The 25,211-nt window shown below is 63.8% G+C and carries 25 protein-coding genes; 12 read left to right on the top strand and 13 right to left on the bottom strand.

What is annotated here, in order from left to right:
* Nucleotides 1-89 precede the first annotated feature (89 nt).
* Nucleotides 90-2,123 (top strand): FUSC family protein, encoded by a 2,034-nt coding sequence (locus P7C00_RS09315; RefSeq protein WP_404938732.1) that lies wholly within the window; start codon nt 90-92, stop codon nt 2,121-2,123.
* Between the two features lie 8 nt (nt 2,124-2,131).
* Here the strand turns inward: P7C00_RS09315 and P7C00_RS09310 are convergent, their stop codons facing one another.
* Nucleotides 2,132-3,055, bottom strand: a complete 924-nt coding sequence (locus P7C00_RS09310; protein ID WP_346631957.1) for a DUF808 domain-containing protein — start codon at nt 3,053-3,055, stop codon at nt 2,132-2,134.
* Between the two features lie 167 nt (nt 3,056-3,222).
* Here P7C00_RS09310 and P7C00_RS09305 point away from each other — a divergent pair, with 167 nt between their 5' ends.
* Nucleotides 3,223-3,831 carry a TetR/AcrR family transcriptional regulator gene (locus tag P7C00_RS09305; RefSeq protein WP_346631958.1) on the top strand — a complete coding sequence of 203 codons (609 nt, stop codon included), beginning with the start codon at nt 3,223-3,225 and terminating at the stop codon, nt 3,829-3,831.
* Nucleotides 3,832-3,903: 72 nt separating this feature from the next.
* Here the strand turns inward: P7C00_RS09305 and P7C00_RS09300 are convergent, their stop codons facing one another.
* Complete coding sequence (locus P7C00_RS09300) at nt 3,904-4,344, bottom strand: heme-binding protein (protein WP_346631959.1); 441 nt, start codon at nt 4,342-4,344, stop codon at nt 3,904-3,906.
* Nucleotides 4,345-4,613: 269 nt separating this feature from the next.
* Between P7C00_RS09300 and gcl the strand changes: the two genes are divergently transcribed.
* The 8 genes from gcl to P7C00_RS09260 all read left to right on the top strand — a co-directional run bounded on the left by gcl (nt 4,614) and on the right by P7C00_RS09260 (nt 14,145).
* Nucleotides 4,614-6,389, top strand: a complete 1,776-nt coding sequence (gene gcl / locus P7C00_RS09295) for a glyoxylate carboligase (RefSeq protein ID WP_402894234.1) — start codon at nt 4,614-4,616, stop codon at nt 6,387-6,389.
* Nucleotides 6,390-6,536: 147 nt separating this feature from the next.
* A complete protein-coding gene (gene hyi / locus P7C00_RS09290) occupies nt 6,537-7,319 on the top strand; it encodes a hydroxypyruvate isomerase (protein WP_253084451.1) in 783 nt (260 codons plus the stop codon).
* A gap of 123 nt (nt 7,320-7,442) precedes the next feature.
* Nucleotides 7,443-8,336, top strand: coding sequence for a 2-hydroxy-3-oxopropionate reductase (locus tag P7C00_RS09285; protein ID WP_346631961.1), 894 nt, complete (start codon nt 7,443-7,445; stop codon nt 8,334-8,336).
* Nucleotides 8,337-8,489: 153 nt separating this feature from the next.
* Nucleotides 8,490-9,770, top strand: coding sequence for a glycerate kinase (locus tag P7C00_RS09280; protein ID WP_404938730.1), 1,281 nt, complete (start codon nt 8,490-8,492; stop codon nt 9,768-9,770).
* Nucleotides 9,760-11,175 carry a pyruvate kinase gene (gene pyk, locus P7C00_RS09275; RefSeq protein ID WP_346631963.1) on the top strand — a complete coding sequence of 472 codons (1,416 nt, stop codon included), beginning with the start codon at nt 9,760-9,762 and terminating at the stop codon, nt 11,173-11,175. The genes P7C00_RS09280 and pyk overlap by 11 nt, the downstream gene beginning before the upstream one ends.
* Nucleotides 11,176-11,286: 111 nt before the next feature.
* Nucleotides 11,287-12,207 carry an urea transporter gene (locus tag P7C00_RS09270; RefSeq protein WP_346631964.1) on the top strand — a complete coding sequence of 307 codons (921 nt, stop codon included), beginning with the start codon at nt 11,287-11,289 and terminating at the stop codon, nt 12,205-12,207.
* A gap of 21 nt (nt 12,208-12,228) precedes the next feature.
* Nucleotides 12,229-13,053 (top strand): ion transporter, encoded by an 825-nt coding sequence (locus P7C00_RS09265; protein WP_404938728.1) that lies wholly within the window; start codon nt 12,229-12,231, stop codon nt 13,051-13,053.
* 90 nt (nt 13,054-13,143) lie between these two features.
* Nucleotides 13,144-14,145: a sulfate ABC transporter substrate-binding protein gene (locus tag P7C00_RS09260; RefSeq protein ID WP_011060028.1), complete on the top strand. Its 1,002-nt coding sequence runs from the start codon at nt 13,144-13,146 to the stop codon at nt 14,143-14,145.
* 63 nt (nt 14,146-14,208) lie between these two features.
* Here the strand turns inward: P7C00_RS09260 and P7C00_RS09255 are convergent, their stop codons facing one another.
* Nucleotides 14,209-14,658 carry a RidA family protein gene (locus tag P7C00_RS09255; protein ID WP_404938726.1) on the bottom strand — a complete coding sequence of 150 codons (450 nt, stop codon included), beginning with the start codon at nt 14,656-14,658 and terminating at the stop codon, nt 14,209-14,211.
* A gap of 146 nt (nt 14,659-14,804) precedes the next feature.
* Nucleotides 14,805-15,434, bottom strand: a complete 630-nt coding sequence (locus P7C00_RS09250) for a hypothetical protein (protein ID WP_404938724.1) — start codon at nt 15,432-15,434, stop codon at nt 14,805-14,807.
* 262 nt (nt 15,435-15,696) lie between these two features.
* Here P7C00_RS09250 and P7C00_RS09245 point away from each other — a divergent pair, with 262 nt between their 5' ends.
* Complete coding sequence (locus P7C00_RS09245) at nt 15,697-16,905, top strand: MFS transporter (RefSeq protein WP_346631966.1); 1,209 nt, start codon at nt 15,697-15,699, stop codon at nt 16,903-16,905.
* A gap of 78 nt (nt 16,906-16,983) precedes the next feature.
* The gene (locus P7C00_RS09240) at nt 16,984-17,868 is read left to right on the top strand and encodes a LysR family transcriptional regulator (RefSeq protein ID WP_404938722.1); all 885 of its coding nucleotides are present in this window, start codon (nt 16,984-16,986) and stop codon (nt 17,866-17,868) included.
* Between the two features lie 10 nt (nt 17,869-17,878).
* Here the strand turns inward: P7C00_RS09240 and P7C00_RS09235 are convergent, their stop codons facing one another.
* From P7C00_RS09235 to P7C00_RS09195, 9 genes are all read right to left on the bottom strand, one after another.
* Nucleotides 17,879-19,021, bottom strand: a complete 1,143-nt coding sequence (locus P7C00_RS09235) for a hypothetical protein (protein WP_404938720.1) — start codon at nt 19,019-19,021, stop codon at nt 17,879-17,881.
* A gap of 138 nt (nt 19,022-19,159) precedes the next feature.
* Nucleotides 19,160-19,567, bottom strand: a complete 408-nt coding sequence (locus tag P7C00_RS09230) for a hypothetical protein (protein ID WP_123723872.1) — start codon at nt 19,565-19,567, stop codon at nt 19,160-19,162.
* A gap of 14 nt (nt 19,568-19,581) precedes the next feature.
* On the bottom strand, nt 19,582-20,787 hold the full coding sequence (gene ccmI, locus P7C00_RS09225) for a c-type cytochrome biogenesis protein CcmI (RefSeq protein ID WP_404938718.1): 1,206 nt from the start codon (nt 20,785-20,787) through the stop codon (nt 19,582-19,584).
* Nucleotides 20,784-21,254, bottom strand: a complete 471-nt coding sequence (locus P7C00_RS09220) for a cytochrome c-type biogenesis protein (protein WP_346631970.1) — start codon at nt 21,252-21,254, stop codon at nt 20,784-20,786. The genes ccmI and P7C00_RS09220 overlap by 4 nt, the downstream gene beginning before the upstream one ends.
* Complete coding sequence (locus P7C00_RS09215) at nt 21,251-21,787, bottom strand: DsbE family thiol:disulfide interchange protein (RefSeq protein ID WP_060838164.1); 537 nt, start codon at nt 21,785-21,787, stop codon at nt 21,251-21,253. Before P7C00_RS09215 ends, P7C00_RS09220 begins: the two co-directional genes overlap by 4 nt.
* Entirely contained in the window at nt 21,784-23,772 is a 1,989-nt protein-coding gene (locus P7C00_RS09210; protein ID WP_402894265.1) for a heme lyase CcmF/NrfE family subunit, read from the bottom strand. Before P7C00_RS09210 ends, P7C00_RS09215 begins: the two co-directional genes overlap by 4 nt.
* Before the next feature lie 3 nt (nt 23,773-23,775).
* Nucleotides 23,776-24,231 (bottom strand): cytochrome c maturation protein CcmE, encoded by a 456-nt coding sequence (gene ccmE / locus P7C00_RS09205; RefSeq protein ID WP_011060019.1) that lies wholly within the window; start codon nt 24,229-24,231, stop codon nt 23,776-23,778.
* Nucleotides 24,228-24,404: a heme exporter protein CcmD gene (gene ccmD, locus P7C00_RS09200; RefSeq protein ID WP_011060018.1), complete on the bottom strand. Its 177-nt coding sequence runs from the start codon at nt 24,402-24,404 to the stop codon at nt 24,228-24,230. Before ccmD ends, ccmE begins: the two co-directional genes overlap by 4 nt.
* Nucleotides 24,404-25,156, bottom strand: a complete 753-nt coding sequence (locus P7C00_RS09195; RefSeq protein WP_346631973.1) for a heme ABC transporter permease — start codon at nt 25,154-25,156, stop codon at nt 24,404-24,406. Before P7C00_RS09195 ends, ccmD begins: the two co-directional genes overlap by 1 nt.
* Nucleotides 25,157-25,211 lie beyond the last annotated feature (55 nt).

The raw sequence follows: 25,211 nt of genomic DNA, 5'->3' as shown, positions 1-25,211 counted from the left end.
CCCCAGCAAGGGCTGAAAAAGCCGGTTGGCATCCCCTGGCAACATAGATACGATGCTAATAATTAGCTAGCTATCAATGTGCCTGAAGCATGAAAATCCCTACCCTTCACGTCGCCGATGTCTGGCCCGCACTGTTCGCCCCGTCCCTCTCTGATCTGCTGTTCGCCCTCAGGAACCTGATCGCCGGCGGACTAGCCCTGTACCTCGCACTGCGTCTGAATTTTGAACAACCGCAGTGGGCCCTGACCACCGTATTCATTGTCAGCCAGCCCAGCAGCGGGATGGTCCTGGCCAAGGGCGCCTACCGCCTGCTGGGAACCTTGGTCGGGGCAGTCGCCTCGATCCTGCTGATCGCCACGCTGGGCCAGGCGCCGCTGCTGTTCCTACTGGCCATGGCCCTGTGGCTGGCCTTCTGCACCACCGGCGCCTCGCTGCTGCGCAATCATGCCGCCTATGGCTTCGTACTGGCGGGATACACCGCCGCGATCATCGCCCTGCCCGCCACTGCCGCACCGTTGCAGGTATTCGATCAGGCCGTGGCGCGCTGCTCGGAAATCGGCCTGGGGATCCTCTGCGCCTCGGTGGCGAGCATCGTCCTCTGGCCACGCCGGGTCGAACAGACGCTGGCGCTCCAGGGGCGAGCGGCCTGGCTCGCCGGGCGCCACGCCGCCGCCTCGGAGCTGCAGGGAGAGGACCAGCGCAAGGGCTTGCTGGAAGCCCTGGGACGCATCGTCACTGTGGACGCACAGCGTGATCACGCCTGGTTCGAGGGCCCTCAAGGGCGCCGTCGCTCACAGGCGCTGCGGGTACTGAGCCGCGACCTGCTGGGTCTGCTCCGCTGCGCCCGAGGCGTGGCCAGGCAACGGCAGATGCTCGACACCACTTCCGCGCAACGCCTGGAGCCATTGATCCGCGAGACCATCCACGCCCTCGAAACCGCGCCCGACGCAACCCTGGCCCCCTTGACCCAACGACTGGGACAAGCCCTGCAGGATCCGTGGCTATCGGCCGAAGGCCATCTGTGCCTGGTGCAACTGGCCCAGGTACTGGAGCGGGTCGAACAAAGCGTCCAGAGCATCGAGGCCGTGGAACAGGGCCGGGTGCCACCGGGTGCGCCCGGTGCCCTGTCCTGGCACCGGGATATCCAGCAAGGGGTGTTGGGGGGCTTGCGCAGTGCCCTGGCCTTTCTCGCCGTGGCCAGCTTCTGGTTGCTGTCCGCCTGGCCTTCGGGGTTGGGCGCGGTGTCGATTTGCGGGGTGGTATTGAGCCTGTTCGCCGGTCGCGAGAACCCGGCGGCCTCTTGCTTGAACTTCTTCAAGGGGATCGCCCTGTCGATCCCCGTGGCCGGGTTCGTCGGCCTTGGCCTGCTGCCCGGCTGGAATGGGTTTCCCCTGCTGTGTCTGGCTCTGGCCCCGCCTTTGTTCTTCGCCTCTCTGTGCATGAGCCGGCCGAAGATCGCGCCGATCGCCTCGGCGTTTTGCATCTTCTTTATCAACAATGTCGGCCCCGGCAATCTGATGACCTACGACCTCGGCGCCTTTCTGAACAAGGCCATGGCCACCCTGATCGGGGTCGGCATCGCCGTGGTGGTGTTGCGCCTGGTCAGCCTCAACCCGGGAGAACATCACTACCGACGGATGTTCAAGGCCTCGCTGTTTGACTTGGCACAACTCACTTCACGACCACCGGAACAGGCCGAAAGCTGGTTTGGCGGACGCATGGCCGACCGCCTGATCCGCGTGTCGAGGTATTGGCAGATGCAGCCCGAGAATCGTCGCGTGCATTGGGACAACGGCCTGCTGGGGTTGGACCTGGGTGACGAACTGCTGCAACTGCGCAGTTGCCTGGCCAGCGCCGCAGGCGCCTTGGGAGCTGAACGTGACCATTACCTGGCGCACCTGGCGGCGCTACTCCAGCACGGCGGCCCGATGCCGGATCGCAGCGAACGACTGGACGCCGCTTCGATCGCCCTGCTCAAGGCCCTGGACAAGGATCGGACGCTGCCGGTGCAAGCCCAGGAAATGGCCCGTGCAGCGATCCTGCAATTGCAGTTCACCTGGCGACGCTGGTGCCGCCAACAGCCAGCTGCTGCGTCGCCGGCTCGGATAGCGGCCCCAGGCTGAGCCTGGATTCAGCCGCGCAGGGCGCGCCAGCCTTTGCCCAGCAGCGTCACGGCCAGCAGTACCAGCCCACCGGCAATGATCCCGGCCACGGCATTGAGCAGGGTCGGCATGATCGCCGACGCCGCGCCTATGACTCCGGCACTACGCTCGGCCAGGCCCTCGATCATTTGATGCACGGCTGGAACACCGTGGGTGAGGATGCCGCCGCCCACCATGAACATCGCCGCCGTGCCGATCACCGACAGACTCTTCATCATCCACGGCGCCGCTCGCAGGATGGCGCCACCGATGCGTTTGGCCAGGGCACCCGGCTTCTGCGCCAGCCACAACCCCAGGTCATCGAGCTTGACGATGCCGCCCACCAGGCCATAGACGCCGACGGTCATGACAATCGCAATCCCCGAGAGCACCACCACCTGCTGGCTCAGGGAAGCGCCTGCCACCGTGCCCAGGGTAATGGCGATGATTTCCGCGGAAAGGATGAAGTCGGTACGAATCGCGCCCTTGATCTTGTCCTTCTCAAAGGCCACCAGATCCACCTGAGGGTCCGCCAGCGCCTGCAGAGTCTGCGCATGTTCGGCGGCATCGTCGCCGTGGGGCAGGTACTTGTGCGCCAGCTTCTCGAAGCCTTCGAAACACAGGTAGGCGCCGCCGATCATCAGCAGTGGCGTCACCAGCCAGGGCGCCAGGGCACTGATGGCCAGCGCCGCCGGCACCAGGATCAACTTGTTGCGAAACGAGCCCTTGGCCACGGCCCAGACCACGGGAATTTCCCGCTCGGCGCGAACCCCGGAAACCTGCTGGGCATTAAGCGCCAGATCGTCGCCCAATACCCCGGCGGTCTTCTTCGCCGCCATCTTGGTCATCAAGGCCACGTCATCGAGAACGGCGGCGATGTCGTCGATCAAAACCAGCAAACTGCTTCCTGCCATGGGCCAGGCTTCCCTGCGTGAAATAAGGCGCGCAGCATACCGCGCCAGAGGCTGGACAGGCGAGATGCCGGAAGCGGGAAACTACGGCCAGCGGGCATTCTTGAGCCCCTCGCGACGCCGGTGCTACCATGCGCAACCGCCCGAACAGGCAAGGAATCCCCCGGTTTATGAGCACCATCCGCGAGCGCAATAAAGAACTGATCCTGCGGGCCGCCAGTGAAGAGTTTGCCGACAAGGGCTTTGCAGCGACCAAGACCAGCGACATCGCCGCCAAGGCCGGGTTACCCAAGCCCAACGTTTACTACTACTTCAAGTCCAAGGAAAACCTCTACCGCGAGGTGCTGGAAAGCATCATCGAACCGATCCTCCAGGCTTCCACTCCGTTCAATGCCGACGGCGTACCCAGTGAAGTGCTCAGCGGCTACATCCGCTCGAAGATCCGCATCTCCCGCGACCTGCCCTTTGCCTCCAAGGTGTTCGCCAGTGAAATCATGCACGGTGCGCCGCACCTGAGCCCGGAGCAGGTGGAACAGCTCAACGCCCAGGCCAAGCACAATATCGAATGCATCCAGAGCTGGATCGACCGCGGCCAGATCGCCCCCCTCGATCCCAACCATCTGATGTTCAGCATCTGGGCTGCGACCCAGACCTACGCCGACTTCGACTGGCAGATATCGGTGGTGACCGGCAAGGCCAAGCTCACCGAAGAAGACTACGAGGCGGCGGCGCAGACCATCATCCGCCTGGTGCTCAAAGGCTGCGAACCGGACCGCTGACAGCACTCCGACCACGTTTCCATATCCCTGTAGTCGCTGTCGCAGGCCAGGGCCCGCGACAGCGCGCCCTGGTCAGGCGGTAACGCCAGCATCCGCCGCCAGGCCCTGGGCCTCGATAGCGCTGATTGCGCATTGCTCATCGATGTCCGAAGTGTCGCCACTGATGCCGATGGCACCAATCACCGCCCCCGTCTGATCCCGAATCAGCACCCCACCCGGGGCCGGCACCACACTGCCCTGCCCCAGACCATTCAAGGCACCGATGAACGCCGGACGCTGCTGTGCGTCCAGGGCCAGCAGGCGCGAGCCCTTGCCCAAGGCAATCGCGCCCCAGGCCTTGCCGATGGCGATCTGCGGACGCAGCAGGCTGGCGCCATCCTCTCTTTGCAAGGTCACCAGATGCCCACCGGCATCCAGCACCGCAATGGTCAGCGGCGCTGCGCTGATCTGGCGTCCCGCACTGATGGCCTGATTGGCCAGGTTGATTGCGACTTTCAAGGTTAAAGCGCTCATGGGTGCCGTCCTTATCTTGTTATTGAGAAAGTCTGGTGGAAGCTTCTTGTAGGAGAAGTCCGATACCGCAAATAGAACACAATGAAATTAATTTTTGTATACAATAATTCTCGAAAACCAACTCATGCGACAAAAGGACGCCGGTTTATCGAGGCCTGGTCAAAAGCCGTTACCCCTCAAGAAAATCCATTGACCTGCGCCGTCCGCCGTGAATACACTTTGCGAAAAGCCACTTGTATACAATTACAAAACGTAAGAGGCACAAAACTATGAGCAAAATGAGAGCAATCGAAGCCGCCGTTCTGGTGATGCGCCGCGAAGGGGTCGATACCGCTTTTGGCATCCCGGGTGCCGCCATCAACCCGCTGTATTCCGCGCTGCAGAAAGTCGGAGGCATCGATCACGTCCTCGCTCGCCACGTTGAAGGCGCCTCGCACATGGCCGAGGGCTACACCCGCACCAAGGCCGGCAATATCGGCGTGTGCATCGGCACTTCCGGCCCGGCCGGCACCGACATGGTCACGGGCCTGTACAGCGCCTCGGCCGACTCGATCCCGATTCTCTGCATCACCGGCCAGGCGCCCCGGGCCCGCCTGCACAAGGAAGACTTCCAGGCCGTGGACATCACCAGCATCGTCAAGCCGGTGACCAAGTGGGCCACCACCGTGCTGGAACCGGGCCAGGTGCCCTATGCCTTCCAGAAAGCCTTCTATGAAATGCGCTCCGGCCGTCCTGGTCCGGTGCTGATCGACCTGCCATTCGACGTGCAGATGGCGGAAATCGAATTCGATATCGATGCCTACCAGCCCCTGCCCCTGGCCAAGCCAACCGCGACCCGGATCCAGGCCGAGAAAGCCCTGGCCCTGCTGGATCAGGCCGAGCGCCCGCTGCTGGTGGCCGGTGGCGGTGTGATCAACGCCGATGCCAGCGACCTGCTGGTGGAGTTCGCCGAGCTGACCGGCATTCCAGTGATCCCGACCCTGATGGGCTGGGGCACCATCCCTGACGATCACCCGCAGATGGTGGGCATGGTCGGCCTGCAGACGTCCCATCGCTACGGCAACGCCACCCTGCTCAAATCCGACGCGGTGCTGGGCATCGGCAACCGCTGGGCCAACCGTCACACCGGCTCGGTGGACGTCTACACCGAAGGCCGCAAGTTCATTCACGTGGACATCGAGCCAACCCAGATCGGCCGGGTATTCACGCCGGACCTGGGCATCGTCTCCGACGCCGGCAGCGCCCTGACCGTGCTGCTGGAAGTGGCTCGCGAATGGCAGACCGCCGGCAAGTTGAAAGATCGCAGCGCCTGGCTGCATGACTGCCAGCAGCGCAAGGCCAGCCTGCACCGCAAGACCCACTTCGACAACGTGCCGGTCAAGCCGCAACGGGTCTATGAAGAGATGAACCAGGTATTCGGCAAGGACACCTGCTACGTCAGCACCATCGGCCTGTCGCAGATTGCCGGTGCGCAGTTCCTCCACGTCTACAAGCCACGCCACTGGATCAACTGCGGTCAGGCCGGCCCATTGGGCTGGACCATCCCCGCCGCCCTCGGTGTGGTCAAGGCCGATCCGAACCGCCAGGTGGTGGCCTTGTCCGGCGACTACGACTTCCAGTTCATGATCGAAGAGCTGGCAGTAGGGGCGCAGTTCAACCTGCCGTACATCCATGTCGTGGTGAACAACTCCTACCTGGGCCTGATCCGCCAGGCCCAGCGCGGCTTCGAGATGGACTACTGCGTACAGCTGTCCTTCGACAACCTCAACGCACCGGAGCTCAACGGCTACGGCGTGGACCACGTTGCGGTCGCCGAAGGCCTGGGCTGCAAGGCCCTGCGGGTGTTCGAACCCAAGGACATCCAGCCGGCCCTGCGCCAGGCCCAGGAAATGCTCCAGACCTTCAAGGTACCGGTGGTCGTGGAGATCATCCTGGAGCGCGTAACCAACATTTCCATGGGCACCGAAATCAACGCGGTCAACGAGTTCGAAGACCTGGCGCTGGTGGGCAACGACGCCCCTACCGCAATTTCCCTGCTCGACTAAACCCTGTAGCCGCAACCCCAGGCTGCCATCAGGTTCGCAGAGCCTGGCCGAGATCTGCCCCGCACCCTCTTCAAGAGGCACTGCCGGGGCAGCCCGACCGCAGCCTTCGCCCGCTCTACAGGCTTCACCGATTCACAGGAGATCACCATGCCGCGCTTTGCCGCCAACCTGTCCATGCTGTTCACCGAACAGGACTTCCTCGCCCGCTTCAAGGCCGCCGCCGATGCCGGCTTCAGTGGCGTCGAATACCTGTTCCCCTACGAATTCAGCTCTGCCGAAATCAAGGCTCAACTCGATGCCCACGGCCTGACCCAGGTGCTGTTCAACCTGCCGGCCGGCGACTGGGGCAAGGGGGAACGCGGTATCGCCTGCCTGCCCGACCGGGTCGAGGAGTTCCGTGCCGGAGTCGACCTGGCCATCGCCTACGCCCAGGTCCTGGGCAACACCCAGATCAACTGCCTGGCCGGCATCCGCCCCCAGGGGGCTGACGCCGCGTTGCTGGAAAAGACCTTCGTCGCCAACCTCAAGTACGCTGCCGACAAACTGCAGGCCGTCGGCATCAAGCTGGTGATGGAAGCCATCAACACCCGTGACATTCCCGGCTTCTACCTCAACAACACCGCCCAGGCGCTGTCGATCCGCGAGCAGGTGGGCAGTGCCAACCTGTTCCTGCAGTACGACATCTATCACATGCAAATCATGGAAGGTGACCTGGCGCGGACCATGGCCAACCACCTCAGCCAGATCAACCACATCCAGCTGGCGGACAACCCCGGGCGCAACGAACCAGGCACCGGCGAAATCAACTATCGCTTCCTCTTCGAGCACCTGGACAGCATCGGCTACCAGGGCTGGGTCGGCTGCGAATACAAGCCACTGACCACCACCGAAGCGGGCCTCGGCTGGCTGAAAACCCACAACGCAATCTGACCCTGTACCTGCGTAGGAGCCGGCTTGCCGGCGAACAGGCCCGCAAGCCTTGCGCCGCCCTCGTGGCCGCTTTCGCTGGTAAGCCAGCTCCTACAAGGTCCCGTTGAATAGAGGATTTTTATCATGGCTAAAATCGGATTTATCGGCACCGGCATCATGGGCCACCCTATGGCCGCGAACCTGCAGAAGGCCGGTCACTCCCTGCTGCTCTCGGAACACCATGGCAAGGCCCCGGCCGACCTGATTGCCGCCGGCGCAGTGGCTCTGGCCTCGCCCAGGGAAGTGGCCCAGGAAGCCGAATTCGTCATCATCATGGTGCCCGATACTCCCCAGGTCGAAGACGTACTGCTGCGTGCCGACGGCGTTGCCGCCGGGATCGGCAAGGGCAAGATCGTCATCGACATGAGCTCCATCTCCCCCACCGCGACCAAGGCCTTCGCCGCCAAGATCAACGAGAAAGGCGCGCAGTATCTGGACGCGCCAGTGTCCGGCGGTGAAGTCGGGGCCAAGGCCGCGACCCTGAGCATCATGGTCGGCGGTGACAGCCAGGCGTTCGAGCGCGCCCTGCCGCTGTTCCAGAGCATGGGCAAGAACATCACCCTGGTGGGTGGCAACGGTGACGGCCAGACCGCCAAGGTCGCCAACCAGATCATCGTCGCCCTGAACATCCAGGCCGTGGCCGAAGCCCTGCTGTTCGCCTCGAAAAACGGTGCCGACCCGGCCAAGGTGCGTGAAGCGCTGATGGGCGGCTTCGCCTCGTCGAAGATCCTCGAAGTGCACGGTGAACGCATGATCAAGGGCACTTTCGATCCGGGCTTCCGCATCAACCTGCACCAGAAGGACCTGAACCTGGCCCTCAGTGGCGCGCGCGAGCTGGGGATCAACCTGCCCAACACCGCCAATACCCAGCAAGTGTTCAGCACCTGCACCGCTATTGGTGGCGGCAACTGGGACCACTCGGCCCTGATCAAGGGCCTGGAACACATGGCCAACTTCTCCATCCGCGAAAAGAAATAAGCAGCATCCGTAGCCGCTGCCACAGGCTGCGCCAAGGTTCGCAGGAAACGCCTCACGGCGGGCCAGGGACAGGCCCTGCTGACCTTGTCGCCGCCTGAGGTGGCGGCTACACCCGTTTCAAGCCCCCCATAACAAGAAATCCGGGAGCCCGCCATGTCGGTCGATCCGCAACAATTCCTCCGAGAGCTGTTCGCCACAGCCATCGACGCCGCCCATCCGCAACAGGTTCTCGAAGCCCATCTCCCCAGCGACCGCAGCGGCCGCGTCATCGTCATCGGTGCCGGCAAGGCAGCGGCGGCCATGGCTCAGGTCGTGGAACGCAGCTGGCAGGGCGAAGTCTCCGGGCTGGTGGTCACCCGCTACGGCCACGGCGCCCCCTGCAACAAGATCGAAGTGGTCGAGGCCGCTCACCCGGTGCCCGACGCGGCCGGCCTGGCCGTGGCCAAGCGAGTACTGGAACTGGTCAGCAACCTGTCGGAACAGGATCGGGTGATTTTCCTGCTGTCCGGTGGCGGTTCGGCGCTGCTGGCCCTGCCCGCCGCCGGCATCACCCTGGCCGACAAGCAGGCTATCAACAAGGCCCTGCTGAAGTCCGGCGCCACCATCGGCGAGATGAACTGCGTGCGCAAGCACCTCTCAGCGATCAAGGGCGGACGCCTGGCCAAGGCCTGCTGGCCGGCGACGGTCTACACCTATGCCATTTCCGACGTCCCCGGCGACCTGGCCACCGTCATCGCTTCCGGCCCCACAGTGGCCGATCCGAGCACCTCGGCCGACGCCCTGGCGATTCTCAAGCGCTACGCCATTGAAGTGCCGACAGCAGTGCGCAACTGGTTGCAGAGCCCCGACTCGGAAACCGTCAAGCCCGGCGACCCGTGCCTGGAACGCAGCCACTTCCAGTTGATCGCCCGCCCCCAGCAATCCCTGGAAGCCGCCGCGGTGAAAGCTCGCCAGGCCGGCTACAGCCCGCTGATCCTCGGCGACCTGGAAGGCGAATCCCGGGAAGTGGCCAAGGTCCACGCCGGCATCGCCCGTCAGGTGGCCTTGCACGGCCAGCCACTGGCGGCGCCCTGTGTGATCCTTTCCGGCGGTGAAACCACGGTTACCGTGCGCGGTAAGGGGCGTGGCGGCCGCAATGCCGAGTTCCTCCTGAGCCTCACCGACAGCCTCAAGGGTCATCCCGGGATCTACGCCCTGGCCGGTGATACCGACGGCATCGACGGCTCAGAAGACAATGCCGGGGCGATCATGACCCCGGACAGCTACGCTCGTGCTGCGGCCCTGGGCCTGAGCGCCAGCGACGAGCTGGACAACAACAATGGCTATGGCTACTTCGCAGCCCTGGGCGACCTGATCGTCACCGAGCCGACCCGTACCAACGTCAACGACTTCCGCGCCATCCTGATCCTCGAGAACCCCAAACATGACGCCTGACAAGAAAGTCAAAATCCTCGCCACACTGGGGCCAGCCACCGACAGCATCGAGGACATCCGCGAACTGGTGCAGGCCGGCGTGAACATCTTCCGGCTCAACTTCAGCCACGGCAGCCACGCCGACCATGCCCAGCGTTATGAGTGGATTCGCCAGATCGAACGCGAGTTGAACCATCCCCTGGGCATCCTCATGGACCTGCAAGGACCGAAACTGCGGGTCGGCACCTTCGCCGAGGGCAAGGTCCAGCTGGTGCGGGGCCAGGCTCTGCGCCTGGATCTGGACCCGACGCCGGGAACCGCCCAGCGGGTCAACCTGCCGCACCCGGAAATCATCGCGGCCCTGGAGCCCGGAATGGACCTGCTGCTGGACGATGGCAAGCTGCGCCTGCGGGTCATCGTCAAGCAGGCGGACGCCATCGAGACCACCGTGCTCAATGGCGGCGAGCTGTCGGACCGCAAGGGCGTCAATGTGCCCCAGGCAGTGCTCGACCTCAGCCCGCTCACCGCCAAGGACCGCCGCGACCTGAGCTTCGGCCTGGAACTGGGCGTGGATTGGGTGGCGCTGTCCTTCGTGCAACGTCCGGAAGACATCCGTGAAGCCCGCACCCTGATTGGCGACAAGGCCTACCTGATGGCCAAGATCGAAAAGCCTTCCGCGGTGGCCCAACTGCGGGAAATCGCCGAACTGAGCGACGCGATCATGGTGGCCAGAGGCGACCTGGGGGTGGAAGTACCGGCGGAAAGCGTGCCGCAGATCCAGAAGAACATCATCACTACCTGCCGTCAGCTGGGCAAACCCGTAGTGGTCGCCACACAGATGCTGGAGTCCATGCGTTTCTCCCCGGCGCCCACCCGCGCCGAAGTGACCGACGTCGCCAATGCCGTGGCCGAAGGCAGCGATGCGGTAATGCTCTCGGCGGAAACCGCCTCCGGTGAGTACCCGCTGGAAGCGGTGCAGATGATGAGCAAGATCATTCGCCAGGTGGAAACCGGACCGGATTACCAGACTCAGCTGGACGTCAGCCGCCCCCAGGCCGATGCCACGGTTTCCGACGCCATCAGCTGCGCGATCCGCCGGGTGTGCAGCATCCTGCCGGTGGCGGTGCTGGTGAACTACAGCGAGTCCGGCAGTTCCACCCTGCGTGCCGCCCGGGAACGTCCTTCGGTACCTATCCTCAACCTGACGCCGAACCTGCAGACAGCACGCCGCTTGAGCCTGGCCTGGGGGGTGCACTCGGTGGTCAATGACCGCTTGCGCCAAGTGGACGAGGTCTGTGCCACGGCCCTGGAAATCGCCCAGGCCCAGGGCTTGGCCAAACGCGGGGATACCGTGGTGATCACCACCGGCGTGCCGTTCGGCCAGCCGGGAACCACCAACTCCCTGCGCGTCGAAACCCTTCTCTGACCCGCCGCCACTGCCGCCGCAGCGCCCCCGACCTGCAGCGCGCCTCCCGAAGAGGATGCCGCTCGGGTCGAACGCTGCGTGCGACGGCCGCCGCCTCCGCCGACTTTCGTCATGCCTTCACAGTCTTTCAATGCCTTCTGCCCCGACTGGGCCACTGCCTTGCTCAACGGTTTCAGTCAGATTTTCCTCCAGCGCCACCCGCTGTGCGGCCTGCTGTGCCTGCTGGCGATCCTGATCAGCGCCCCCGCCCTGCTCGGCGGAGCCCTGCTCGGTGCCCTGGCCGGCCTGCTCACCGCCCAGCAACGGGGCTACGCCAAGGCCGACCGGCAAGCCGGACTCTTCAGCTACAACGGCGTGCTCCTGGGCCTGCTGCTGAGCCAGTACCTGCCCTGGTCGGTGCTGCTGCCGCCGCTGATCATCGCCGCCGGCGGCCTCAGTGCGATCATCACCCAGCAATGGCTGAAACGGGCCCGCAGCCCCGCAAGCCTGCCGGCCTACACCGCGCCCTTCGTGGTCCTGGGCTGGCTGTTGCTGGGCCTGATGGAACCCTTGCAACTCATGCCCCAGGCGGTGCCCGACCTGTCCCTGTGGAGCCTGCTGAGCGGCGTGTTCCAGGGCTTGGGCCAGATCATGTTCCTCGGCCAGCCACTGGCCGGGCTGCTGATTCTCCTCGGCCTGCTGCTGGCCAACCGCCGCGCCGCGACCTGGGCCCTGCTCGGTTCCGCCAGCGGCCTGGCCATGGCGCTATGGCTGCATGAGCCCGACCGGGCCCTGCTGGGCCTGGGCGGCTACAACTGTGCACTGGCGGCCCTGGCCCTGGGCCAAGGGTCGCGACGTCCGTGGCGACCACTGGCAGGGATGTGCCTGGCGCTGCTGATCACCCCGGGCATCGTCGCCCTGGGGCTGACACCCCTCACCGCCCCCTTCGTCCTGGCCTGCTGGCTGGTGCATGCCGCCACTCGGGTCCTGGGCCGTACCCCTGGGGACAACGCACCTTGCGCTCCCCCGGCAACTCCCCCTAGGCTTCGCTGATCTTTGATTCAGGCGACTCCCATGGTTAACCGCGACAACTGGCGCCAGCGCCTCTACGTGATGATCTTCCAGACCGATACGATGGCGGGAAGACGCTTCGATACGACCTTGCTGCTGATCATCCTCGCCAGCCTGGTGATCGTGATCCTCGACAGCATCGACGAGGTGCACAGCAACTACGCCGACGTCCTGGCCTACATCGAATGGGGCTTCACCCTGATCTTCGCCATCGAGTACGGACTGCGCCTGTATTGCTCCCCCAAACCCTTGCGCTATGCCTTCAGTTTCTATGGCCTGGTGGACCTGCTGGCGATCGTCCCCGGCATCCTTGCCCTGTACTACAGCGACGCCCAGTACCTGTTGATCATTCGCATCATCCGCATGCTGCGGATCTTCCGCGTGCTCAAGCTGTCGCCCTACCTGAAACAGGCCCATTACCTGCTCGATGCCCTGCGCGGCAGCAAGCAGAAGATCCTGGTGTTCCTGCTCAGCGTCTGCACCCTGGTCACGGTGTTCGGCACCCTGATGTACGTGGTGGAAGGCCCGGAGCATGGTTTTACCAGTATCCCCAAGGGCATCTACTGGGCCATCGTGACCCTGACCACCGTAGGCTATGGCGATATCGTGCCCAAGACCGTGATCGGCCAGATGATTTCGTCCATGGTGATGATCACCGGTTACTCGATCATTGCCGTGCCTACCGGGATTTTCACCGCGGAGTTGGCCAGCGCCATGCGCGGCGAACAGCTCAAGCACGACTGCCCGGTGTGCCGCAAGAACAGCCACGAACCGGCCGCCGCCTTCTGCTCTCGCTGTGGCAATGCGCTGTTCAAGAAACTGGAATAAGCAAAGTACTTTTTAATCTTTAAAGAGATATAGCGCCCCGGCTATAGTCGGCGGCAAATTGCCTTCACTCTCGAACAAAAGGAATGTGCAGTGAAAAAACTCTTCAGCGCCTCGCTTCTGGCCGCCGGCCTGGCCCTGGGCAGCGTCGCCCAGGCCGCACCGACCCTGCTCAACGTGTCCTACGACGTGATGCGCGACTTCTACAAGGACTACAACGCGGCCTTCCAGAAACACTGGAAAGCCGAGCACAACGAAAACATCACCCTGCAGATGTCCTTCGGCGGCTCCAGCAAACAGGCACGCTCGGTGATCGACGGCCTGCCGGCGGATGTCATCACCATGAACATGGCCACCGACATCAACGCCCTGGCGGACAACGGCAAACTGGTGCCGGACAACTGGGTGACGCGCCTGCCGAACAACAGCGCCCCCTTCACCTCGGCCACGGTGTTCATCGTCCGCAAGGGCAACCCCAAGGCCCTGAAAGACTGGCCGGACCTGCTCAAGGACGGCGTGCAAGTGATTGTGCCCAACCCCAAGACCTCGGGTAACGGTCGCTACACCTACCTCTCGGCCTGGGGCTACGTACTGAAGAACGGCGGCGACGAGAACAAGGCCAAGGACTTCGTCGGCAAGCTCTTCAAGCAGGCACCGGTACTGGACACCGGTGGCCGCGCCGCCACCACTACCTTCATGACCAACCAGATTGGCGACGTGCTGGTGACCTTCGAGAACGAGGCGGAAATGATCGCCCGCGAATTCGGTCGCGATCAGTTCGAAGTGATCTACCCAAGCGTTTCCGCTGAAGCCGAGCCACCGGTGTCGGTGGTGGACAAGGTGGTGGAGAAGAAAGGCACCCGCGCTGCGGCCGAGGAATACCTGAAGTACCTGTGGTCGCCGGAAGGCCAGGAAATCGCTGCCAACAACTACCTGCGCCCACGGGACCCGAAAGTCCTGGCCAAGTACACCGACCGCTTCCCGAAAGTCGACTTCCTGTCGGTGGAAAAAACCTTCGGTGACTGGCGCAGCGTGCAGAAGACCCACTTCAACGACGGCGGGATCTTCGACCAGATCTACACCAACGCCAAGTGACACGGATAGGCCAATAAAAAAGCGACCGTAAAGGTCGCTTTTTTTATGCCGCCAATCCGAGACTCAGAGAGCCCGCGCCGAACTGAACTGCGCAGCTTCGGCCGCCTGATGACACTCATCCAGCACCGCCTCGGCCTCGACTTCGATCAACCACTCCGGCAGCGACAATCCGCTGACGATGATCCATGAGGACGCCGGTGGCTGGCTGGCAAAACGCTCCAGCAATACCGCACTGATGTGCTCCTGCTGATCCCGCGCCGCTTCGGCGATGTAGATCCGCAACATCACCACATCCGCCAACTGACCTCCAGCCTCGGCCAGGACCCTCTCGATATTGTCGAAGGCCTGCTCGGTCTGCTGCCGCAGGCCAGGTCCCACGGTGCGCTCCTGCTCATCCACCCCCACCTGACCGGACAGCAGCAGGCGCCGGCCACCCCGCACCTCCACCGCCTGGCTGAAACCGTATTGCAGGGAATTGAACACACTGGCTGGGTTGAACGTTGACTTTTCCATAAGGGACTCCCACCGCACTGAACGACCGGAAACCCTAAACCAAGGCCTCTGCGACTTCCACTGCAAGCGCGGCGCAGCAACATTTGGCAATGCAAGCTTCAGCGCACGGTTGCCAATGCAACATCACCGCCCAGTGCAGCGTGCCCTTACATCGGCGGTGCGACTCCGTCCTTGCCTGCGGAAATCGACTGTGCAGTGAGTTTGCCATCGGCGCTCTGGGTGACGAACATCACCACCTTGACCCCGGCCTTGAGCAGGCTGCGATCCCCCGGCGCCAGATTGACGATGGGCACATCGTCCGGCACCAGGATCTTCTGCTGCCCGTCCTTGTAATTGACGGTGAGGGTGCGGCCATTGCTCACCACCAGATCACCGACGCGGCCGTTGGTCATGCTGCTGCCCTTGACCAGGTCGAAGGGGCGATGACCATCGCCGGTACCGGCCAGTTGCGGTGGAAACACATGCACTTCCAGGGCCTTGAGGGTGCCGTCGGCCATGGGCATCGCGGCCGAGCCGATATAGCTGCCGGGCTTGATGTCCTCGATATTGGCCAGGGTCACTCCACGCACCTGGGTCTGCGGCGTCAGCTCGACACTGACGTTCTCGCCGCTGTTGACATGCACCCGCACGACATCGCCGCTGATCCCGGTGATTTCCCCGCGCACCCCCATGCGCATGCCCGGAGCATCCTGGGCCTGGGCCGCAACACTGCCCAACATGAGCATCAGGGCCAGGCATTGAACCCTGCACAACAGACCAAGCAAAGACCGATTCATGGAACGGATTTCCTCAACTGAAAAAGTGCAAGGCAGCAGCATGCTGCCCCCGGGGCCGTAAAGAACATGAGCATGCTATCGAACAAGATGTAAGTAAATGTATCATCAGCCCTCGGCAGCGGCACGCCCCGGCAATCTCCAGAGCGCCATGAATCAGGCATTTATTCCCAGCAGGAATGAATGCTATCGCCCCGCCCTCTCTACTGCGTTACCCCGCGGTCTCTTAACCTCGCTCCATCCTTTCGCCGCCAAGAGAAACCTGATGACTTCCACGACCCAGGTGCTGCCCGCCAGCAACGTGACAATGACCCGAGGCATGGTGCTGCTGTTCGCCTTCTGCTGCGGCGCCATCGTCGCCAACATCTACTACGCACAACCGATCATCGAGCTGATCGCCCCGGACCTGGGCCTGTCCAGCTCCCTGGCCAGCCTGATCGTGTCCCTGACCCAGATCGGCTATGCCCTGGGCCTGTTCTTCCTGGTGCCCCTGGGCGACCTGCTGGAAAACCGCCGGTTGATGATCATCACCACTGTGGTGGCCATCGCCAGCCTGCTGGGGGCTGCGTATACCCAGCAGCCCAACGCTTTCCTGCTGGTATCGCTGCTGATCGGCTTCAGTTCGGTCTCGGTGCAGATCCTCATTCCCCTGGCTGCGCACCTGGCCCCCGAGGAGTCCCGGGGACGAGTGGTGGGCGGCATCATGGGCGGCCTGCTGCTGGGGATTCTCCTGGCCCGACCGGTGTCCAGCGTGGTGGCCGACCTCTTCGGCTGGCGCGCGATGTTCATCGCCGCCGCAGTGCTGATGGCCGGCATCAGCCTGGTATTGATGCTGACCATACCCAAGCGCCAGCCGGCCCACAGCGCCACCTATGGCCAACTGCTGCGCTCCCTGGGCGGCCTGCTGCGCCAGCAACCGGTCCTGCGCCAACGAGCCTTCTATCAGGGCTGCATGTTCGCCACCTTCAGCCTGTTCTGGACCGCCGCGCCCCTGGAACTGGCACGGCATCACGGTCTGTCACAAAGCCAGATCGCGATCTTCGCCCTGGTGGGTGCCATCGGCGCCATCGCCGCCCCCATCAGCGGACGCCTCGCGGATGCCGGCCATACCCGCATCGCCTCGCTGCTGGCCATGCTCCTGGCGGCCCTGAGCTTTATCCCGACACTGATCCATCCCGCCTACAGCGTCATCGGCCTGGCAGTGACCGGGGTGGTCCTGGATTTCTGCGTGCAGATGAACATGGTGCTCGGCCAACGGGCGGTGTATGCCCTGGACGCCCACAGTCGCAGTCGCCTCAACGCGCTGTACATGACCAGCATCTTCATCGGCGGCGCCTTCGGCTCATCGATTGCCAGTGCGGTGTACGAACACGGCGGCTGGCTCGGAGTGGTGCTGGTGGGCAGTGGGTTTCCACTGCTGGCCCTGCTGCGCTTCCTGCTGGTGGCGGACAACCGCCGCGCGGCCCGCACCTAGGCCGTGCGCCCAGGACCCGATAAACGTTTGGGCGCACACTCCCCAAGTGACCCCTTCTCAACCCAGCAAGGACAACCGATGGACCGCCTGGCCGCGATGGAAACCTTTGTACATGTGGTGGAAAGCGGCTCCTTCTCCGCTGCCGCCCGGCGCCTGAACCTGGGTCAGCCCGCCGTGTCGAAAAGCATCGCCCAGCTGGAGGCCTATCTGCAGGTGCGGCTGTTGCTGCGCTCCACTCGCGGCCTGAGCCCCACCGAAGCCGGCCTGGCCTTCTTCGAACGGGCCAAACGCACCCTGGAGGAAGCCAGCGAAGCGGAAAGTGCCGCCCGGGGCTCGGCCTCCCAGTTGCGCGGCACCTTGCGTATCTGCGCTGCGGTGACCTTCGCCCGCCTGCATATCGTTCCTCACCTGGGGCCCTTTCTCGAGCGCCACCCCGAGTTGCAGATCGACGTGGTGATGGATGATCACACCATCAATCTGGTGGAGGCGGGAGTGGATGTGGCCCTGCGCATGGGCAGCCTTGCCGACTCGACCCTCATCGCCCGCAAGATCGCCGAGTGCCCGCGCCTGCTGCTGGCCACTCCCGAGTACTTCGCCGAGCACGGCGAACCGCAGCATCCCGGTGAACTGACCGGGCATCAGGCGGTGATCTACAGCCGGGGGCCTGGCAATCTCTGGCACTTTGCCCAAGGCGACGACGAGCAACGGGTGAGTGTCAGCGGCAGGGTTCGAGTGAATGCCGCGGAAGGCTTGCGTGAATCGGTACTGGCCCACCAGGGGCTGGCAATGGCCTCGCAATGGATGTTTGTCCCGGAGCTGGCCAAGGGTGCGGTCAAGGCCGTGCTCACGGATTGGCAACTGCCCCGGCAACAGCTGTGGGCCGTGTTTCCCGGCGGGCGCCTGGTGAGTGCCAAGGCCCGGGCGTTTGTGGACTATGTGGAGCAGTTGCTGGAACGTCTCTGAAACCCTGGCCTCAGATACGCTCGCGCACCAGCACTTCGATATTCGTCGCCTCACCCCAGCGCCGCAGCCGGTCGATCAGGCTCAGGTCGGTTTCACCCACCAGATACAGGACGTCGATGGTCTGGATCGCGGCCCACTGGACGAACTCACTGCTGTCGAACTCGCCAAGACTGGCGAGCTGGAACTCGTTCTCGTAGAAACCTGGGATCACCGGGACCGGGGTGTCCTGGGGACTGGCCCCGGCAATGAACGGGCAGGACAGGTGCACCACGCCCCAATGGGCCACACGCCAGTTCCTCAGGGCTTCGTCCAGACGCGCACGGGCACCGCGGACAAAGCCCAGGCCGTCGATCACCACCCGCCGGTTGACGATCAGCCACAGCTTGCGCCGGCGTGGCGCCTTGAGCAGTACCTCGCCGGTAACCTTGGACGCCCGCAGCGCCAAGGCGATCACCAGCAGCAAAGGTGCGCAGTAGCCATAGAGCCTCTCGGTCTGACTGACCTCAGTCAGGCCATGCAAGCGCTGCACCTCGGCCCGCTGGTGCTCCAGCTCACTGAAGCTTTCCCCCAGGCGCTGCAGCCATTGCTGCACCAGCGGCGCTGAATACTCACCACGAAGGTCGCCCAGGGCCTGCTGCACCTTGATCACGGCCAAAGCCGACAGACGCCCATCGGCAGAACGCTCCAATGTGCCAAAGCGTTCGCACAGGTTGCTGACCTGGGCGGCATCCTGAGGCTCATGCAGCTCCAGCGCCGCCTTGCAGTGAGCGTTGCCGAGCATGTCGTCGATCTCGGCCAGCAATCTGCGCTGCGCTGCGTCCCGGGCACTTTGTGCCAACTGGTAGTCACTCTGGAACCAGTCCACCCGCACCGCCTGGGTGGCGCTGATCAGGGCCAGGGCAGCCAGCAGCAGCCAGCCGTAGTCGACTTTCTTCCAGCCGACCTCCCCCAAGCGGAAAACCGAGATCAGGCTCCAGCAGAAGACGTAGTACATGAAAGCGAAGGCCACCAGCAGGTACACCGGTGCCACGGACAAATAGATCAGCTCCGGCACGTCCGCCGGCCCCAGGCCGTACAACAGCAGCAGGACGCAGACCACAGCCAGCCAAAACACCATCGGCGCGACATAGGGTTTGTTCAGGTCTTTCTTCATCGGGCGCTCAACGGCTGATACTCAGGAACACCCCGCTGTATCGGCCAGCCTGGGCGGGGCTTAAATAATCCGCTGACCGCGGCAAGGCCGGCGCGGGCTCTGGCCCGCGCCTATGCAGTCAGGCAATAGCGTTGCAGATTACTGGAACTGGCGCCCCAGCCCTGCGGGTACACCATGGATGTCGGTGTCTTCCCAGGGACCGTCGGGGCTGATGGAACGGCTCCAGCCGTTGTTCCAACGGTAATAGGTGCGCTGGCGATAGAAGGTGTTGTTCTGGTTATCCAGCACATAGACCCCCAGCCGTGCATCCCAGTGGCTGTGCCCGCCGGGTGGCGGAGCGAAGCTGGCGGAGGTGCGTGGCAGAGGCTTGGCGGCGGGAACCGGCGCGCCGGGCTTGCCGGGAGCGGGAGCCGTGGACGGGACCGGGCGCGTACTCGGTCCCGCGGGCGGGATGGGTTCAGAGGAGGTCGGCGCCGGCCGGTGGACCGTACAAGCGCTCAACCCCAGGACCAGTGACAACAGGGTGATACGAGCGATGGCGGTCATGGCGGCTTCTCTGATTATTGATCCGGACTGTCGATGGTCAGCTGTTGCGCGGCAGTGGTGCTGCTGGACAGGGGCTGGCTCTGCCCGACCCACTCGCCGGCCGTTGGCTGGCCGGCACGGGAAATGCGCGCAACCAGTTGGACTTCAGGGAAGTTCGACAGTTTCAACTGCGGCATCATCGCGTCGCTATCACCCAGCTCCACAGTGGCCGGCAGATCGGCGACGGTCAGGCGCTTGGCTGCCAACGGCGCGGGTGGGCCCTGGGTGGCGCGGGCGAAGATGAACACACTGTCACCCGGCTGGACCTTGGCCTTGAGCTCCGCGGCCAGATCGACCCGGACCTTGAGCAAGGCGCCCTTGGCCTTGACCGCAGGCTCGGCCGCGACCTTGCCGCCGGCCGCCAGCAGTTTCTCGCTGGCGCGATCGATGCCCCCCTGCAACGCGGCACGGGAGTTGTCCTCCGGCGGCAATTGAGCCTGCAGGCGCTTCCAGTAATCGATGGCCTCCTGGAAACGCCCGCCTTCGAAGGCGGCGATACCCAGCAACCCGAGACTGGTGACTTCATTGGGATCGGCCTTCAGCGCTTCATCGGTCAAGCCCTGGACCTTGTCCGACCATTGCTTGTTATCGGCAAAGTACTGCGCCTGGGCCCATTGCCCCAACAGCTCGGGCTGGCGTCCGGCCAGGGCCACGGTGCGCTCGAAGATCTTCGCCGCGTCCGCTGGACGGTCCTGGGCCATGTAGGTACGCCCAAGGAAATACAGGCCCTCGGCAGAATCCGGCTGGGCCGCCACCGCGCGCTCCAGGCGCCGGGTCATTTCTTCCATGGACTGCGGCGCCTGGGCGAATTCCCGGGTCAGCTCGACCTTGTCGCTGGCACCAAAGTGCAGGTAAAGACCCAGGCCCAGCACCGGTACCAGCAACGCCGCCAGCAACGGCAGCGGCTTGCCCAGGCGCGAGGTCCGCGCCGGGCCGCTGCCTTCGGTGTCCGCCAACAGTTCCCGGGCTGCTTCCGCACGCCCCGCGTCCATCTGCTCGGCACTGAGCACGCCTTCCGCTTGCTGGCCGTGCAGCTCAGCCACGCGCTCTTCATAAAGCGCCACGTTCAGCGCGGTACGATCCTCTTCACGTTGGGCACGACGCTCACGCAATACCGGGATCAACAGGAAACTCAGGGCGATCAGGAGCAGCAGACCTGCTGCAAGCCAGAAATCAATCATGGGTGGTTTTTATCCAGCAGTTGGTCGAGGCGCTGACGCTCTTCGACGGAAAGCGTGTTCGGGCTGTCGCTGCGCTCGACGCGACGACGCCGGACAATCACGGCAATGATCACCAGGCCGCCCAGCAGCAGGCCGGCAGGGCCGAACCAGAGCAAGGCGGTCTTGCCGGTCAGGGCCGGCTTGTAACGCACGAAGTCACCGTAGCGATCCACCATGAAGTCGATGATCTGCTGATTGTCCTTGCCCTCGCCGAGCATGCGGAAAATCTCCTTGCGCAGGTCGGCGGCAATCGGTGCATTGGAATCGGCGATGTCCTGATTCTGGCACTTGGGGCAGCGCAGTTCCTTGGTCAGTTCGTGAAACCTTTCGCGGTCAGTGTCATTGGCGAACTGGTAGGTATCAATGGCAGCGTGGGCCACACCAGCGATGCTCAGGCCGAGGATAGCGGCGGCTAACCAGCGCTTCATGGCTTGGCCTCATCTACCAGGGCCTGGTACTTGGCGGCGAGCTGTTCGCGCCACACCACTTCGTCGATCACCCCGACGAACTTGTCACGGATGATGCCCTTGGCATCGATGAAGAAGGTTTCCGGGGCACCGTAGACACCCAGGTTGAGCCCCAGGGAACCCTCCTCGTCACGCACGTCCAGCAGGTAGGGGTTGTGGAATTCGGCCAGCCACTTCAGGGCGTCGGCGTTGACGTCCTTGTAGTTGATGCCGTAGATCACCACGCCCTTCTCGGCGAGCTTGTTCAGCACCGGATGCTCGACCCGGCAGGAAATGCACCAGGTGCCCCAGACGTTGACCAAGGCCGGCTTGCCCAGCAGGTCGGCGCGGGTCAGGGTCTTGTCGCCCTGCACCGAGGGCAGGGAGAACTCGGGGAACGGCTTGCCGATCATCGCCGACGGCAGCTCGGCCGGGTCCAGATACAACCCGCGATAGAGAAACACCGCCACCACCAGGAACACCGCCAGGGGCAACATCATCATCCAGCGTCTCATGCGGTGGCTCCTGTCATGCCCAGCGCTTCGCGCACCCGGCTTTTAACCTTGACCCGATAACGCCGATCCATCGCCGCCAGCAAGCCACCGAACCCGGTGAGCAGGCCGCCGAACCAGATCCAGCGCACGAACGGCTTGACGTGCACCCGCACTGCCCAGGCGCCATCACCCAGGGATTCGCCCAGGGCGACGTACAGGTCACGAGTGAAACCGGCATCGATGCCGGCTTCGGTCATCATCGAACTCTGCACGGTGTACAGGCGTTTTTCCGGATGCAGCACCGCCACTTCCTTGCCGTTGCGGACCACGCGGACGGTGCCCTTGTCGGAGGTGAAGTTCGGCCCTTCGAAATGCTTGGCGCCTTCGAAAATGAAGTGATAACCGGCCAGTTCCATGGACTCGCCCGGCTCCAGGCGCAGGTCGCGCTCGGCGCTGTTCTGGCTCGACAGCACCACGCCCAGGGCGCAGACCGCAATGCCCAGGTGCGCCAGCTGCATGCCCCAATAGCTGCGAGTCAGGCTCGGCAGGCCCTTGATCAGGCCCTTGTGGCGGGTCTTGTCGAAGATGTCGCGGACCCCGGCCAGCAGCACCCAGGCCGCCAGCAGGAAGGTCGCCAGCACCGCCCAGTTGAAGTCACCGTAGGCAATGCCGGCCACCACGGCCAAGGCCACGCTGCCCAGCAGCACCGGACCGAGCATGCCCGCCAGCCATTTCACCGGAGTGTCTTTCCAGCGCACCAGCACGCCCACCGCCATCACCACCATCAGCAACGCCATCAACGGAATGAACAGCGCATTGAAGTACGGCGGGCCTACCGACAGCTTGGCCCCGGTCAGGGCGTCCAGCACCAGCGGATACAGGGTGCCCAGCAGGATCATCGACGCCGCTACCACCAGCACCAGATTGTTACCCAATAGCAGGGTTTCCCGGGACCACAGGTTGAAGCCCACATGGCTCTTGACCACCGGCGCCCGCAGGGCGAACAGGGTCAGCGAGCCTCCCACCACGAACAGCAGGAAGATCAGGATGAACACGCCGCGCTCAGGGTCCGAGGCAAAGGCGTGCACCGACGTCAGGACCCCGGAGCGCACCAGGAAGGTCCCCAGCAGGCTCAGGGAAAAGGCGGCAATGGCCAACAGCACGGTCCAGCTCTTGAACACACCGCGCTTTTCGGTAACCGCCAGGGAGTGGATCAGGGCCGTGCCCACCAGCCAGGGCATGAAGGACGCGTTCTCCACCGGGTCCCAGAACCACCAGCCGCCCCAGCCCAGTTCGTAGTAGGCCCACCAGGAGCCCAGGGTGATACCGATGCCGAGGAAGGCCCAGGCGACGATGGTCCAGGGCCGCGACCAGCGTGCCCAGGCAGCGTCCAGGCGACCGCCGAGCAGCGCGGCGATGGCAAAGGCGAAGGCCACCGAGAAACCGACGTAGCCCATGTACAGCATCGGCGGGTGGACGATCAGGCCGATGTCCTGCAACAGCGGGTTGAGGTCGCGACCGTCCGCCGGCACCTGGGGCAGAATCCGCGAAAACGGGTTGGAGGTCATGATCAGGAACAGCAGGAAGCCGGTGCTGATCATGCCCATCACCGCCAGCACCCGGGCCAGCATCACTTGCGGCAACTGGCGCGAGAACACCGATACGGCGAAGGTCCAGCCTCCGAGGATCAGCGCCCAGAGCAGCAGCGAGCCTTCGTGGGCGCCCCACACCGCGCTGAACTTGTAGTACCAGGGCAAGGCGGTGTTGGAGTTGCTGGCGACATAGGCCACCGAGAAGTCGTCGCTCATGAAAGCGTAGGTCAGGCAGCCGAAGGCGAACACCAGGAAGGCGAACTGGCCCCAGGCGGCCGGCTGGGCCAGGCTCATCCACAGGCGATCGCCGCGCCAGGCGCCCAGCAATGGCACCACGGCCTGGACCAGGGCAAAGCACAGGGCGAGGATCATCGCCAGGTGGCCGAGTTCGGGAACGAACAGTGCGGAACTCATGGCTTAACCCTCTTTCGCTGGTGTCGGTGCCGACTGACCGCTGTCTTTCAGGGCCTTGGTGACTTCCGGCGGCATGTATTTCTCATCGTGCTTGGCCAGCACTTCATCGGCCACCACCACGCCATCGGCGTTGAGCTTGCCCAGGGCGACGATGCCCTGTCCTTCACGGAACAGGTCCGGAAGGATGCCGCGGTAAGTGATGGTCACCGACTTGTTGAAGTCGGTGACCACGAATTTCACGTCCAGGGAGTCGGCGGAACGCTGCAGGGAGCCGGCCTGGACCATGCCGCCAGCGCGAATCCGCGTGTCCAGCGGTGCTTCGCCGTTGGCGATCTGGGTCGGGGTGTAGAACAGGTTGATGTTTTCCTTCAGCGCACTCAGGGCCAGGCCGACGGCGATGCCGACGCCGACCAGAATCGCCAGGATGATCAAAAGACGCTTTTTACGCAGCGGATTCACTTACCGTTCTCCCGGCGCAGACGACGCGCCTCTTGTTGCAGATAACGCTTGCGGGCCAGGATCGGCGCCACCAGCTCACGAGCCAGGACGACCAGGCAAATGCCATAGGCCGACCAGACGTAGAGGCCGTGATGGCCCATGGCAAGAAAATCGCTGAAGGATGCAAAACTCATTATGCGGCCTCCAGGCTGCGTTGGACTTCGGCCTTGACCCAGCTGGTCCGGGCTTCGCGCTTGAGCACCTCAAGGCGCATGCGCAGCAACAGCAGCACGCCAAAGAAACAATAGAAACCCAAGGACGTCAGCAGCAGCGGCAACCACATTTCCACCGGCATGGCGGGCTTTTCGGTGAGGGTGAAAGTCGCCCCCTGGTGCAGGGTATTCCACCACTCCACCGAGTATTTGATGATCGGGATATTCACCACGCCGACAATCGCCAGCACCGCGCAGGCCTTGGCGGCGCTGTCACGATTGCTGATGGCGGCATTGAGCGCAATCAGACCTGCGTACAGAAACAGCAGGATCAGCATCGACGTTAGTCGCGCATCCCAGACCCACCAGGAGCCCCAGGTCGGCTTGCCCCAGATTGCCCCGGTTACCAGGGCCAGGAAGGTGATCGAATGCCCGATGGGCGCCGCGCATTGCAGGGCGACATCGGCCAGTTTCATTTTCCACACCAGCCCGACCACACCGCACACCGCCAGCATTACGTAGCAGGACTGGGCCAGCATCGCCATCGGCACATGGATGTAGATGATGCGAAAGCTGTTGCCTTGCTGGTAGTCCGGTGGCGCAAAGGCCAGGCCCCAGACCACGCCGATGCCGATCAGCAACACGGCGGCGACGCTCAGCCAGGGCAGCAGCTTGCCGCTGATGCCGTAAAACCATTTAGGCGAGCCGAGCTTATGAAACCAAGTCCAGTTCATTCGTTGTTTCCATCACGGTTGCTCTTCGCTTTCACGAACAGCCAGGGTCTTTACT

It is taken from the genome of Pseudomonas sp. JDS08PS003 (assembly GCF_045013505.1).
GTDB classification, from domain to species: Bacteria; Pseudomonadota; Gammaproteobacteria; order Pseudomonadales; family Pseudomonadaceae; genus Aquipseudomonas; species Aquipseudomonas protegens_B.
This window is presented reverse-complemented; position numbering and strand designations above follow the sequence as displayed.